General features: G+C 51.9%; 13 protein-coding genes and 6 tRNA genes. 2 read left to right on the top strand and 17 right to left on the bottom strand.

The features are described 5' to 3' along the window. The first annotated feature begins 218 nt into the window (after positions 1–218). Complete coding sequence (locus tag Z042_RS21065) at positions 219–701, top strand: zinc ribbon-containing protein (protein ID WP_024911493.1); 483 nt, start codon at positions 219–221, stop codon at positions 699–701. A gap of 41 nt (positions 702–742) precedes the next feature. On the opposite strand, the gene Z042_RS21060 is transcribed toward Z042_RS21065, so the two are convergent. The 11 genes from Z042_RS21060 to miaB form a co-directional block, all read right to left on the bottom strand. Further along, entirely contained in the window at positions 743–1,138 is a 396-nt protein-coding gene (locus Z042_RS21060) for a hypothetical protein (RefSeq protein ID WP_024911494.1), read from the bottom strand. A gap of 150 nt (positions 1,139–1,288) precedes the next feature. Next, a complete protein-coding gene (locus tag Z042_RS21055) occupies positions 1,289–2,014 on the bottom strand; it encodes an amino acid ABC transporter ATP-binding protein (RefSeq protein WP_024911495.1) in 726 nt (241 codons plus the stop codon). Further along, positions 2,014–2,688, bottom strand: a complete 675-nt coding sequence (gene gltK, locus Z042_RS21050; RefSeq protein ID WP_024911496.1) for a glutamate/aspartate ABC transporter permease GltK — start codon at positions 2,686–2,688, stop codon at positions 2,014–2,016. Before gltK ends, Z042_RS21055 begins: the two co-directional genes overlap by 1 nt. Further along, a complete protein-coding gene (locus tag Z042_RS21045) occupies positions 2,688–3,428 on the bottom strand; it encodes an amino acid ABC transporter permease (RefSeq protein ID WP_024911497.1) in 741 nt (246 codons plus the stop codon). Before Z042_RS21045 ends, gltK begins: the two co-directional genes overlap by 1 nt. Positions 3,429–3,690: 262 nt before the next feature. Next, positions 3,691–4,587, bottom strand: coding sequence for an amino acid ABC transporter substrate-binding protein (locus tag Z042_RS21040; RefSeq protein WP_024911498.1), 897 nt, complete (start codon positions 4,585–4,587; stop codon positions 3,691–3,693). A 359-nt stretch (positions 4,588–4,946) separates the two neighbouring features. Further along, positions 4,947–6,476 carry an apolipoprotein N-acyltransferase gene (gene lnt / locus Z042_RS21035; RefSeq protein ID WP_024911499.1) on the bottom strand — a complete coding sequence of 510 codons (1,530 nt, stop codon included), beginning with the start codon at positions 6,474–6,476 and terminating at the stop codon, positions 4,947–4,949. A 7-nt stretch (positions 6,477–6,483) separates the two neighbouring features. After that, entirely contained in the window at positions 6,484–7,362 is an 879-nt protein-coding gene (gene corC, locus Z042_RS21030; RefSeq protein WP_024911500.1) for a CNNM family magnesium/cobalt transport protein CorC, read from the bottom strand. A gap of 76 nt (positions 7,363–7,438) precedes the next feature. Further along, the gene (gene ybeY / locus Z042_RS21025) at positions 7,439–7,912 is read right to left on the bottom strand and encodes an rRNA maturation RNase YbeY (protein WP_024911501.1); all 474 of its coding nucleotides are present in this window, start codon (positions 7,910–7,912) and stop codon (positions 7,439–7,441) included. After that, on the bottom strand, positions 7,909–8,940 hold the full coding sequence (locus Z042_RS21020) for a PhoH family protein (RefSeq protein ID WP_202901320.1): 1,032 nt from the start codon (positions 8,938–8,940) through the stop codon (positions 7,909–7,911). The genes ybeY and Z042_RS21020 overlap by 4 nt, the downstream gene beginning before the upstream one ends. A gap of 237 nt (positions 8,941–9,177) precedes the next feature. Further along, positions 9,178–9,513: a zinc ribbon domain-containing protein YjdM gene (locus tag Z042_RS21015; RefSeq protein ID WP_024911503.1), complete on the bottom strand. Its 336-nt coding sequence runs from the start codon at positions 9,511–9,513 to the stop codon at positions 9,178–9,180. Positions 9,514–9,620: 107 nt separating this feature from the next. Next, entirely contained in the window at positions 9,621–11,045 is a 1,425-nt protein-coding gene (gene miaB / locus Z042_RS21010; protein ID WP_024911504.1) for a tRNA (N6-isopentenyl adenosine(37)-C2)-methylthiotransferase MiaB, read from the bottom strand. A 223-nt stretch (positions 11,046–11,268) separates the two neighbouring features. Between miaB and ubiF the strand changes: the two genes are divergently transcribed. After that, positions 11,269–12,450, top strand: a complete 1,182-nt coding sequence (gene ubiF / locus Z042_RS21005; RefSeq protein ID WP_024911505.1) for a 3-demethoxyubiquinol 3-hydroxylase — start codon at positions 11,269–11,271, stop codon at positions 12,448–12,450. 84 nt (positions 12,451–12,534) lie between these two features. Here the strand turns inward: ubiF and Z042_RS21000 are convergent. The 6 genes from Z042_RS21000 to Z042_RS20975 form a co-directional block, all read right to left on the bottom strand. Then, positions 12,535–12,609, bottom strand: a tRNA-Gln gene (locus tag Z042_RS21000). Between the two features lie 14 nt (positions 12,610–12,623). Beyond that, a tRNA-Met gene (locus Z042_RS20995) sits at positions 12,624–12,700 on the bottom strand. 39 nt (positions 12,701–12,739) lie between these two features. Then, positions 12,740–12,814 (bottom strand) — tRNA-Gln (locus Z042_RS20990). 38 nt (positions 12,815–12,852) lie between these two features. Beyond that, a tRNA-Gln gene (locus tag Z042_RS20985) sits at positions 12,853–12,927 on the bottom strand. A 29-nt stretch (positions 12,928–12,956) separates the two neighbouring features. Then, a tRNA-Leu gene (locus tag Z042_RS20980) sits at positions 12,957–13,041 on the bottom strand. 7 nt (positions 13,042–13,048) lie between these two features. Further along, positions 13,049–13,125, bottom strand: a tRNA-Met gene (locus Z042_RS20975). Positions 13,126–13,194: the final 69 nt, after the last annotated feature.

Genomic DNA, 13,194 nt, shown 5'->3' with positions numbered 1-13,194 from the left:
GTTGAGAACTTAAGATCCGCATAGCATAGCTGATAAGACCTCCCAGCAACAACACCAAGCGCCCTGATGCGGCGTATTTAAAAAAACATCGTCATGATGTGATCCACAACCTGTCAATCTTCTCATCTTACCCAGTGTCTATTGTAATTTAAGGCTAAAATGAACGGGAGTAGTTGCAAGAAGGAAATCTTGGCGCAGTACTTCATCGAGGAGAAGCTATGAACAAGGTTGCTCAGTATTACCGTGAGTTGGTGACATCGTTGACGGAACGTTTGAAAAACGGTGAGCGTGACATTGATGAACTGGTTGCCAGCGCCGAGAAACGGCTGAACGAGGTGGGGGAGCTGACCCGGGCCGAGGTGGAGCAACTGACTCAGGCTGTGCGCCGCGATCTGGAAGAATTCGCCCGTAGCTACGAAGAAAGCCGGGAAGAGTTCTCAGACAGTGTATTTATGCGGGTGATCAAGGAAAGCCTATGGCAAGAGCTGGCCGATATCACCGACAAAACCCAGTTGGAATGGCGTGAGGTATTCAAGGATGTCAGCCATCATGGCGTGTATCACAGCGGTGAAGTGGTGGGGTTAGGCAATCTGGTGTGTGAGAAGTGCCATCACCATCTTGCCTTCTATACGCCAGAGGTTTTACCGCTGTGCCCAAAATGCGGGCATGATCAGTTTCAACGCAAGCCGTTCGAACCTTAATATATCCCCCTCATCATCAGCATGAGGGGGAAACTGACGGTTTACTGGCAGGGGGTTTCTCTCGTGCTATTTTGCACGATCAGTTCAGCGTCTGGCGTGAGGGCGAGATTGGTTCCGTCAGATAAGCATAATATGGCATGAGAGAGTTCAGTATCGCCTTTGGCCAAGTCTGTAACGGCCATGGCGCTGGCTTTTTCACCTTGCAGTTTTACCAGATAGTGTTCACAACCGTCCTGGCATTGTGGCAGGGCCGAAAACTTACTGATACCGAACTCTTCCACGGTAACATTACCGAGATGCGTATTCACTATGCTGTTTTGGTTAAAAGCCTGTGTGGCATCCTGTTTCAGGCTATACCAGACCCAGGCAAACAGCCCGGCAGCGACAATAATGATGGCGATCAGGCCGATCAGAAACTTGCTAAAAAATCCTTTCATTTGTCTCTCCATATAATATTGTGGCGGCATTGTCTTGCCCCATCAGAAAAAAGTAAAGGCGCCTTGTGCCAGCAAAGTGACAATAAAGAACGGGGAAAACGCGAAAACCAGAATGGCTGATGCGCCCAAGGAGGGCGCATCAGAGGTAGATTAATGGAGGATTTTTGCCAGGAAGTCCTTGGCACGCTCGGATTCTGGGTGGTTGAAGAAATCGTCTTTATTACGGTCTTCAACGATTTTCCCTTCATCCATAAAGATCACCCGATGGGCCACTTTACGGGCAAAGCCCATTTCGTGTGTCACTACCATCATCGTCATCCCTTCCTGGGCCAATTTCACCATGACATCCAGCACTTCGTTGATCATTTCCGGGTCAAGAGCGGAAGTCGGTTCATCAAACAGCATGGCGATCGGGTCCATACATAACGCACGGGCTATCGCGACGCGCTGCTGTTGGCCACCGGACAACTGGCCTGGAAACTTATTGGCATGAGCGGAGAGGCCAACACGCTCAAGCAGTTTCAGCCCTTTCTCGCGTGAGGCTTCTTTGTTGCGTTTGAGCACTTTGATTTGCGCCAGCGTCAGGTTTTCAATGATCGACAAATGGGGGAACAGTTCAAAATGCTGGAATACCATGCCAACTTGGGAACGCAACTGCGCCAGATTGGTGCTCTTATTGTTAACCTGTGTTCCATTGACCAGAATATCGCCTTTCTGAATGGGCTCCAGCCCGTTGACCGTTTTTATCAGGGTTGATTTGCCTGAGCCTGAAGGACCACAGACCACCACCACTTCACCTTTTTTGACTTCGGTGGTGCAATCGGTCAAAACCTGAAAGTGACCGTACCACTTAGAAACATTTTTCAGGGAAATCATTAAACCGTCCTTCTTTTCAAATAACTGACCAGCATCGACGCGGCGATACTGATAATAAAATAGACCAGACCAGCAAACAGGATCATTTCAACCTGTGTACCATCGCGCTCACCAATGGTTGAGGCGGTACGGAAGAAGTCTGCCAGACTCAGCACATAAACCAGTGAAGTATCCTGGAACAAGACGATCCCTTGGGTCAACAGCAATGGCACCATGGCGCGGAATGCCTGCGGCAGGATCACCAGCCTCATGGACTGCCAATTTGTCATTCCCAGCGCCAATGCGGCAGAAGACTGACCGCGCGATACGCTCTCAATCCCAGCCCGGATAATCTCTGAGTAATAGGCCGCTTCAAACAGAGAAAAAGCGACCATGGCTGAGATCAGGCGGATATCGGTTTTGGGTGATAAACCCAGAACCTGCTGTAATAAGCTGGGAACTACCAGATAGAACCAGAGCAGCACCATCACCAGCGGGACAGAGCGGAACAGGTTGACGTACAGGGCGGCAAACCAGCTGATCGGCTTGATTGGTGACAGGCGCATCACGGCCAAAATGGTGCCCCAGATAATGCCGAAGACGATAGCCGTTACGGTAATTTTTAGCGTGACAGCCAGCCCTTGCAGCAAATACGGGAAGCTTGGGACAATTGAGCCCCAGTCAAATTCATACATTATTTGCTCCCCATATGGCCGGGTAACTGCACTTTTCTCTCAACGATCCGCATAAACAGCATAATGACGGCGTTGATACCCACATAAGCGAGAGTAATGGCAGTAAAGGATTCATAGGCATGTGCGGAATAATCCAGCAGCTTACCGGCCTGCGCGGCCATATCCACCAAGCCGATGGTGGAGGCGATGGCGGAGTTTTTCACCAGATTGAGCATCTCTGACGTCATCGGTGGCACAATCACCCGGTAGGCATTCGGTAACAGCACATAGCGATAGGTTTGTGGCAGCGTTAAGCCCATTGCCAACCCTGCGGCACGCTGGCCGCGTGGCAGAGATTGGATACCAGCACGCACTTGTTCACAAACGCGAGCAGCGGTGAACAGCCCAAGACACAGCATGGAAGAAACAAAAAACTGAACGTTAGGGTCCAGCTCGGTTTTAAACCACATGCCAAGATTGGTTGGTAACAGTTCCGGCACCACCAGATACCAGGTGAAAAATTGCACGATCAGCGGTACGTTACGGAACAGTTCGACGTAGCAAGTTCCCAGCGTTGAGAGAAAACGGTTTGGCACGGTTCGCAAGATACCGAACAGTGAACCGACAAAAAAAGCGATAATCCATGCGCAGATGGAGAGGGCGACCGTGACCTGAAAGCCGGACCAGATCCAGCCCAGATAGGTGGTATTCCCAAACGGGGCCTGTTGCAGGAAGATACCCCAGTTCCAATCTATTGACATAACAAACTCCGGTAAACAGGCGCAGAGCACCTTAAAGCTTGATGGCTATTCAGGGGCGGCAACTTACACCGAGCTGGGCAGTGTATAAGCGTGCGGCCCTGAATGAAGGGAGAATGCGGGAGGTAGAACGAACTCCCGTATCCTGCCTGCTTCACGTCTTTATCTTTCAAGTGACTGATTGTGGTTGCTTGAATGATATGAATGATAGCCATCAACAGGGCCGGTTTGGCTACCGAGCAGCCAAACCGGCTTTCTCTTTTTATTAGTTCAAAGCTTTGTCGTTAGGCTCTTTGAACAACTTTTTCATATCATCAGACAGTTCAAAGTTCATGTTGAGGTTCTTGGGTGGAATAGGCTGCTTGAACCAGACATCAAACCATTTGGCGGCCTCGCCTGAGGTTTGTACTTGAGCGATAGTCTCATCAACCAGTTTTTTGAACTCTGGATCGTCTTTACGCATCATGCAGCCATAGGCTTCCTGGGATTGCGGGGTGCCTGTGATTTCCCACTGATCGGGTTTTTTGGCTTTTGCCCGCTCGCCTGCCAGCAACGCATCATCCATCATAAAGGCTACTGCACGGCCACTTTCCAGGGTACGGAAAGAGTCCCCATGGTCCTTGGCGCTGATGATGCGCATCTTCATCTGTTTTTCATCGTTCAGCTTGTTGAGCCGCACTTCGGAAGTCGTTCCCGAGGTTACCACGACCGCTTTACCAGCCAGATCGCTGAAATCGTTGATACCAGAGCCTTTCTTCACCAGCAGGCGTGTACCTACCACGAAGATGGTATTGGAAAAGGCCGCCTGTTGCTGGCGCTCAAGGTTATTGGTGGTGGAGCCACATTCAAAATCGAAGGTGCCGTTCTGTAACAGCGGAATACGGTTTTGCGAGGTGATCGGCAGCATTTTTACTTGCAGATCTGGTGCGTTTAACTTTTTCTTGACTGCTTCAACGATCTGGTTGGAGTAGTCTTGAGAATAACCGACAACTTTCTGCTGATTATCGTAGTAGGAGAATGGAACAGAGGATTCACGGTGACCAACAACAATTACACCGCTGTCTTTGATTTTTTTCAGCGTACCGTTCAGTTCTTCTGCATGGGCTACGCTACTCGCCGCACCGATAAGCAGTAACGATAACGCCAATTTTCGCATATACATGGTCCTACTCCTTTGCTGTTGTCATGACCCGAAATCAAGAGAGTATCGGGTTGAAACGGTTACTAATGACTCACGTTATTGAAGAGTCTTAGAACGAATTACCGATAGAAAATAGCTGATTGTGAACGGTATGAAACTAAGTTGTTTCATTTTTTGAGACATCACGCGCACCAAATGGATGCAATAAACCCCCAATGCACCGATGGGGTGCACAGCATGCTCTAGCGTTGTGCATTTGGTGCCGCGAGAGGCCGGTAAAGTCAATCAGCAATCTATTACAGAATAATTAAAGCAAAGGACGTGCCAGAAAAAGAGGCGAAATGAAGTGAGGCAGGGCGCATTAACGCCCTGCAAGGCGATTATTTACGGCGTAGCCCGGTAATCAGCGCAAAACCAGCCAAGAGCACGGTGATGATCCAAACCGGTATGGAACCGAAGCGTGCATAAGGCGTGATGCCGGTCGTGGGAGTAACTTTCACTTCCAGTACGTTGCGCGTGAATTGTGGCAGAGACGCCAGTACGTCGCCCGTTGGGCCGACGGCCGCAGTAATGCCATTGTTGGTGCCGCGCAGCAGAGGGCGCCCCAATTCCAATGCGCGCATTCGCGCCATCTGGAAATGTTGCCAAGGGCCGATAGAGTGGCCGAACCAGGCATCATTGGAGATGGTTAACAGAAAGTGGGTATCCGGGTTGAAATTGTCACGTACCTGCTGGCCAAGAACAATTTCATAACAGATGGCCGCCGTCAGGTTATAACCGCGCACGTTTAGCTGTGGCTGCACATAACTGCCACGGCTGAACGAGGACATCGGCAAATCGAATAAAGGGGCCAGTGGGCGTATCAGCGTTTCCAAGGGAACGAATTCGCCAAACGGCACCAGATGGTGTTTGTTATAGCGCTTGGCCGCCGGGTAACGGTAGGGCGTTTCTTCACCCAGCACGATCACGCTGTTGAAGAATTTTGTGCCTTGCGGGGTGGCGCGAGCATCAACAATCCCGGTAATCAGGCTGCTGTTTTTGGCACGCATCAGATCGTCAACCATGGTAAGAAACCCGTTCTGGTTGCTCTCCACGTCTGGAATGGCGGATTCCGGCCAGATGATGATCGGTGCTTTGCCCATAAATGGACGGCTGGCGTCCAGATAAGTTTGCAACGTGCTGACCAGCGCTTTGGGGTCCCACTTCATCGATTGTGCAATGTTGCCTTGCACCAGAGCAACGTTCACCGCCTGGTCTGGCAGCGGCGTAAACCAGTGCAACTGACGTAATGGCCAGGGCAGCAACAGCATGGCGATGGCGATCACGGCCGGGGTGATACGGCGTTGGTTGATGGCAAACACCAGCAGGCCGCTGAGGGACATCAGGAGCAGCGTGATGGCATCAACGCCCAACAATGGGGCAATACCTTTCAATGGGCCATCAAGTTGGCTGTAGCCGAACTGCAGCCAGGGGAAACCGGTCAGCACCCAGCCACGCAGGAATTCGGTCAGTTGCCATAACGCCGGTGCGGCAACCGCCAGCCGCCACCAGGTAGTGCGCGGCCAGAGGCGTGCCAACAATCCGGCGAACAGCCCGGTATACAACGAAAGATAGGCCGCCAGCAGGGCAACCAGGAAGATATTGATGGCAAACGGCATACCGCCAAAATCGGCAATGCTGACATAAACCCAGTTTATACCGCTGCCAAACAGCCCTAATCCCCAGCCAAACCCGAGTAGCGCGGATTGTCGGGTAGTACGGTTGAGAGTAACGGCCAACAAACCGAACAGTGAAATAATCGCCGCAGGCCAGAAATCATAAGGAGAAAACGCGAGTGTGCCGCAAGCACCTGACAATAGCGCCAGCAGAGCGCGAACTCGCTGGCGTGCAAATAAAGAGGCTTTAGCCATGGGAGATTTATTCTTCCAGTTTCGGTTGCGGAGAATCGTCCGGAATTTTGACATGAACCTGAATGATACGCCGGCTGTCAGCCATCGCAACTTTAAACAGGTAACCTTCTATTTCAATGGTTTCCCCGCGTGCTGGCAGATGGCCGAAGGCTTGCATCACCAGGCCGCCGATGGTATCAACCTCGTCGTCGCTAAAATGGGTGCCGAAAACATCGTTGAAGTCTTCAATCGGGGTTAATGCACGCACGGTGAACATATGGCGGCTGAGCTGACGGACATCGCGATCTTCCTCATCGTCATATTCGTCTTCAATCTCACCGACAATCAGTTCCAGAATGTCTTCAATGGTGACCAGGCCGGATACGCCACCGAACTCATCAATGACGATCGCCATATGATAACGCTGGGAGCGGAACTCTTTCAGCATCCGGTCAACCCGCTTGCTTTCCGGCACCACCACGGCGGGGCGCAGCACCTTGTCGATGCTGAAAGGCTCAGAGTCCGTGCGCATCAATGGCAACAGATCCTTGGCCATCAGCACGCCTTCAATGTGATCTTTATCTTCGCTGATCACCGGAAAACGCGAATGGGCAGACTCAATGATCACATCCAGGCACTCTTCCAGCGTCTGGTTACGCTTGAGCGTGACCATCTGGGAGCGCGGAATCATGATATCGCGCACGCGCTGTTCGGCGATATCCATCACGCCTTCCAGCATGTCGCGGGTATCAGGATCGATCAGATCGTTTTGCTCGGAATCACGGATCAGCTCAACCAAATCGCCACGGTTTTTAGGTTCACCGTGGAATAGCTGGTTGAGGATAAGAGTAAAGAACCCCTTCTTGGGACTGGGGCTGTCATTGCTTTGTGAATGGTCGTCGCTCATGGCGTTTTAATTAATATCACTCATGTCAGAGTTAAGGTGGTCAGCATCAGCGCCTGAATTAGGGCTGATACTGACGTCAGTTGGCGTCTTTTTCCGCCAGATAAGGGTCTGGATAACCCATGCTTTGCATGATCTCGGCTTCTAAAGACTCCATTTCTTCGGCTTCATCATCTTCAATATGGTCATACCCTAGCAGATGAAGGCTGCCGTGAACAACCATATGCGCCCAGTGAGCTTCCAGTGTTTTTTGTTGCTCAACCGCTTCTTGTTCAACCACCTGGCGGCAAATGACCAGATCGCCCAGCAGCGGTAGCTCGATCCCCGGAGGAGCTTCAAACGGGAATGACAGCACGTTGGTGGGGCTGTTTTTGCCACGGTAAGTCAGGTTCAATTCGTTACTTTCGGCTTCATCTACCAGCCGAATGGTCACTTCGGCTTCTTCCTGAAACTGTGGCAGCACGTTCTCCAGCCAACGCTGGAAAGTTGCGGCGTCTGGCAAACCATCACCGTTGGCACAGGCGATTTGCAAATCCAGAATCACCTGGCTCATGGTGCTTCCTGTTCAGAGGTAATGTGTGCTTCACGCTTGCGCTGTTCGGCAATGGCATCTTTGCGTTTCTGCTCGGCGACTTCCCAGGCTTCATAAGCGATCACCACGCGGGCCACCACCGGGTGACGCACCACATCTTCACTGTGGAAGAAGTTAAAGCTGATCTCTTCTACTTCAGACAGCACCTCCACGGCGTGGCGCAGGCCGGATTTCTGGTTACGTGGCAGGTCGATTTGCGTCACATCACCGGTGATCACCGCCTTTGAGTTGAAACCGATGCGCGTCAGGAACATCTTCATCTGTTCGATGGTGGTGTTCTGGCTTTCATCCAGAATAATAAAGGCATCATTCAGGGTACGGCCACGCATATAGGCCAAAGGCGCAACTTCGATCACGTTACGCTCGATCAGCTTTTCCACGCGTTCGAAGCCCAGCATTTCGAACAGGGCGTCGTACAGCGGGCGCAGATAAGGATCGACTTTCTGGCTCAGATCCCCAGGCAAGAACCCCAGTTTTTCACCGGCTTCAACCGCTGGGCGAGTCAGCAGAATGCGGCGGATTTCCTGGCGCTCCAAGGCATCAACCGCTGCTGCAACGGCCAGATACGTTTTACCGGTCCCGGCTGGGCCGATGCCGAAGGTGATGTCATGAGCAAAAATATTGGCGATGTACTGTGCCTGATTTGGCGTGCGTGGTTTCACCATGCCGCGCTTGGTCTTGATATTTACCGCTTTGCCGTAATCCGGCACGCCGTCGGCAACCTGCTCAAGTACTCGGCTCTCTTTGATCGCCAAATGGATCTGCTCCGGGTCGATATCTGGAACCACACCGCGAATGGGGGCGGTATCCACATACAAGCGGCGCAGGATATCCGTGCCGGCAACGACGCACAGGTTTTTGCCGACCAGCTTGAAGCGGTTGTCGCGGCGGTTGATTTCAATGCCTAACCGGCGTTCGAGCTGTTTGATGTTGTCATCAAATGGGCCACACAGGCTGAGCAGACGCTGGTTATCTGCGGGCTCCAGCATAATTTCTTGTGTTGCGACGTTCAAACTATTCCTCAAGGCTCAATAGAGCCTGGTTGATGCCACGTAATGCGTTTTTAATCCGCGTATTCAGAGCAAGTTCTGAACTCTCTTTCCTGAATTATTCATGGTGTGCGGCATGGGCGCAAGTTTCCTCAGATCTATCTGTGCGCCAGAAGGAAAATTCAAGAGGGGGAAGCCGTAGGAAGCCAATATTTTGGTTCCTACGGTAGGAAAGGATCAGTTCTTTTTCACAAACTCGGATTTCAGCTTCATCGGGCCAAAACCATCAATTTTGCAGTCAATGTTGTGATCGCCTTCAACCAGACGAATATTTTTTACTTTAGTGCCGATCTTCAGCATAGAAGAACTGCCTTTGACCTTCAGATCTTTGATCACAGTCACCGCATCGCCATCGGCCAGCAGATTACCGTTGGCATCTTTGACGATCAGAGTATCAGCGTCTTCTGCCGGGTTGCTGTCGCTCCATTCATGGGCGCATTCAGGGCAGATGAACAGACTATTGTCTTGATAGGTGTATTCGGAGTTGCACTTCGGGCAGTGTGGGAGTTGCATTATTGTGTTGCCTCATCGTCAAAATAAAAAAGAACACCACCGGGCAGCAAGCAGCCCGGCAGAAAAAGGGTTACAGGGCAGAATCACTGCCTGAGGTTAAAACGGTATCAAGGCTGGTAAGTGCCGACACCCAGCTCGTTTTCCTTACGGGTGCGGGCAATCACCGCCCCAGGGGATTCATGTACACGCAGATCCATCTGCTGTTCGGTGCGGACTACGATACCGCGCAGTGAATTGGCATGCACTTCGGTAATTTCGATATCAACAAACTGGCCGATCATCTCCGGCGAGCCTTCAAAATTAACCATACGGTTGCATTCGGTACGGCCTGCCAGATGCATGACGCTCTTGCGCGATGGGCCTTCCACCAGAATACGCTGGACGCTGCCCACCAGGCGGCGGCTGAACTGCAATACCTGCTGTTGAATACGTTCCTGTAGAATATACAAGCGCTGCTTTTTCTCTTCTTCGCTGATATCGTCAGGCAGATCGGCTGCCGGAGTGCCGGGGCGCGGAGAGTAGATAAAGCTGAAGCTATTATCGAATTGCACGTCGGCAATCAGGTTCATCGTCTGTTCGAAGTCTTCCTGGGTTTCGCCAGGGAAGCCGATGATAAAATCGGAGCTAATCCGAATATTCGGGCGCGCTTTACGCAGCTTGCGGATAATCGCTTTGTATTCCAGCGCGGTATGAGAGCGTTTCATCATGGTCAGGATACGGTCTGAACCGCTTTGCACCGGTAGATGCAGGAAGCTGACCAGCTCCGGCGTATCTTCATACACCGCCACAATATCGTCAGTGAATTCGATCGGGTGGCTGGTGGTGAAACGGATGCGATCAATACCGTCAATGGCAGCAACCAGGCGCAGCAGTTCGGCAAAGGAACAGATTTCGCCGTCGTAGGTGGCTCCCCGATAGGCATTTACGTTTTGGCCGAGCAAGTTGACTTCACGCACGCCCTGCGCGGCCAACTGGGCGATCTCAAACAGCACGTCGTCGCTCGGGCGGCTGACTTCTTCACCACGAGTGTAAGGCACGACGCAGAAGGTGCAGTATTTGTTACAGCCTTCCATGATCGAAACAAAGGCGGTTGGCCCTTCGGCGCGGGGTTCTGGCAGCCGGTCAAATTTCTCGATTTCCGGGAAGCTGATATCCACGATCGGGCTGCGCGTCCCTGTGACGTGGTTAATCATCTCCGGCAAACGGTGCAGCGTCTGTGGGCCAAAAATAATATCCACGCAGGGTGCTCGGCGGCGAATATGTTCGCCTTCCTGTGAGGCCACACAGCCTCCCACGCCGATAATCATGTCTGGATTCTGTTCTTTCAACAGTTTCCAGCGGCCCAGCATACCGAAAACTTTTTCCTGGGCCTTTTCACGGATCGAACAGGTATTCAGCAACAGGACGTCGGCCTCTTCAACGTTATCCGTCCATTCGTAACCGTGTGTGCTTCCCAGTAAATCTGCCATCTTTGATGAGTCGTACTCATTCATCTGGCAACCCCAGGTTTTGATATGCAGTTTTTTCATCATTGATTTGCCATTACTCAGTGCGAGGAGAAAATTGCGTTAAGCGCCATGCCGGAGAGGCATTGTAAACATTTGCTGCGGTTGTGACCAGCAAAGCGAAGGCTGAGTGCAACACTTTGCCGCAACAGAGGTTTGTCTGGCTGCAACTCCAGGTACTTTGGGTATACACTGGCTGAAAATGCCGTAACCGATGGCGGCACTCCATTAAGCGAAAAGTATAGCCAAAATGAAAACGTCTCAAAAACGGGTTGATGTGGTAGTGGTTGGCGGCGGCATGGTTGGCGCGGCGGCGGCTTTGGGGCTGGCGCAGGCTGGGCTGTCTGTGGCGTTGTTAGAGCACCAGGCACCAGAGGAATTTGACGCGCAAAGCGCGCCGGACCTGCGTATTTCTGCTATTGGCTGCACATCCGTAGGCTTACTAAAACAGCTTGGGGTATGGCAGGCGGTGGAAAAAATGCGTTTGGCACCGTACCGCCGGTTGGAAACCTGGGAATGGGAATCCTCACGGGTCACTTTTGATGCGGCATCGTTGGGGTTGCCAGAGCTGGGATTTATGGTGGAAAACCGTATTTTGCAGCTGGCGCTGTGGCAGCGGTTGACACAATGTGAAAATTTAACGCTCTATTGCCCTGCCAGGTTGCAATCGATGCAGCGTGGCCAAGATCACTGGCAAGTGATGTTAAGTTCTTCTGAGAGCTTACAGGCGCGTTTAGTGATAGGCGCAGACGGTGCATACTCGCAGGTGCGCAAGCTGGCCGCGATTGGCACCACTGGTTGGCAGTATCGCCAGTCTTGTATGTTGATCACCGTGGAAACCGGTGCTCCGCAGCAGGATGTGACCTGGCAGCAGTTCTTCCCTTCTGGCCCGCGTGCATTTTTGCCTTTGTATGATCAATGGGCTTCATTGGTATGGTACGACAGCCCGCAGCGTATTCGCCAGCTACAGGCTTTGCCGTTGGTACAGCTTGAGCATGAAATTGCTGTGGCTTTCCCGCCACGTTTAGGTGCTGTGCAAGTACATGCCGCCGGCTCTTTCCCTTTGGTACGCCGTCATGCGCAATGCTACATAAAACCGGGGTTGGCTTTGTTGGGTGATGCAGCCCATACCATCAATCCGCTGGCCGGGCAGGGAGTTAATTTGGGCTATCGGGATGTGGACGCTTTGTTGGATGTTATCAGCAGCGCGCGTGAACAGGGGGAAGATTGGGCCAGCGAAGCCGTGTTGATGCGCTATCAGCGCCAGCGGCGCACCGATAACTTGCTGATGCAAAGTGGGATGGATGTGTTTTATGCCGCTTTTAGCAATAATCTGGCTCCGTTGGGCGTAGCACGCAATCTGGCGCTGATGGTGGCGCAGCGTGCGGGCAAACTGAAAGAGCAGGCGTTGAAGTATGCGTTAGGGTTGTAACATGCGGGCTCGGTATGCCGAGCTCGAATAGCCAAGATCAATGCTGAAAAGCAAAAGGCCCGCCGAAGCGGGCCTTTCTGAATTTGGCTGGGGTGCCAGGATTCGAACCTGGGTATGCTGGTATCAGAAACCAGAGCCTTACCGCTTGGCGACACCCCAATAGTACAACATGATGGTGGCTACGACGGGATTTGAACCTGTGACCCCATCATTATGAGTGATGTGCTCTAACCAACTGAGCTACGTAGCCGTTTTCACTACTTTCTTTACAGGTCAAGAACTTATGTTATGGCTGGGGTACCTGGATTCGAACCAGGGAATGCTGGTATCAAAAACCAGTGCCTTACCGCTTGGCGATACCCCAATAACATAATCAAATTTTACAGCATCCCATCCAAAAAATGGCTGGGGTACCTGGATTCGAACCAGGGAATGCCGGTATCAAAAACCGGTGCCTTACCGCTTGGCGATACCCCATTTGCTGTAATCACAACGATGAAAAGAAATGGTGCGGGAGGCGAGACTTGAACTCGCACACCTTGCGGCGCTAGAACCTAAATCTAGTGCGTCTACCAATTTCGCCACTCCCGCAAAAAGATGGTGGCTACGACGGGATTCGAACCTGTGACCCCATCATTATGAGTGATGTGCTCTAACCAACTGAGCTACGTAGCCATCTTTTTTCGCGCAACCTTCATCGGCGTTGCGGGGCGCATTATGCGTATATGGCCGTTTTGCGTCAAC

The organism is Chania multitudinisentens RB-25 (assembly GCF_000520015.2).
GTDB classification, from domain to species: Bacteria; Pseudomonadota; Gammaproteobacteria; order Enterobacterales; family Enterobacteriaceae; genus Chania; species Chania multitudinisentens.
The sequence above is the reverse complement of the archived record's forward strand: the minus strand, read 5'-3'. Positions and strand labels throughout refer to the sequence as shown.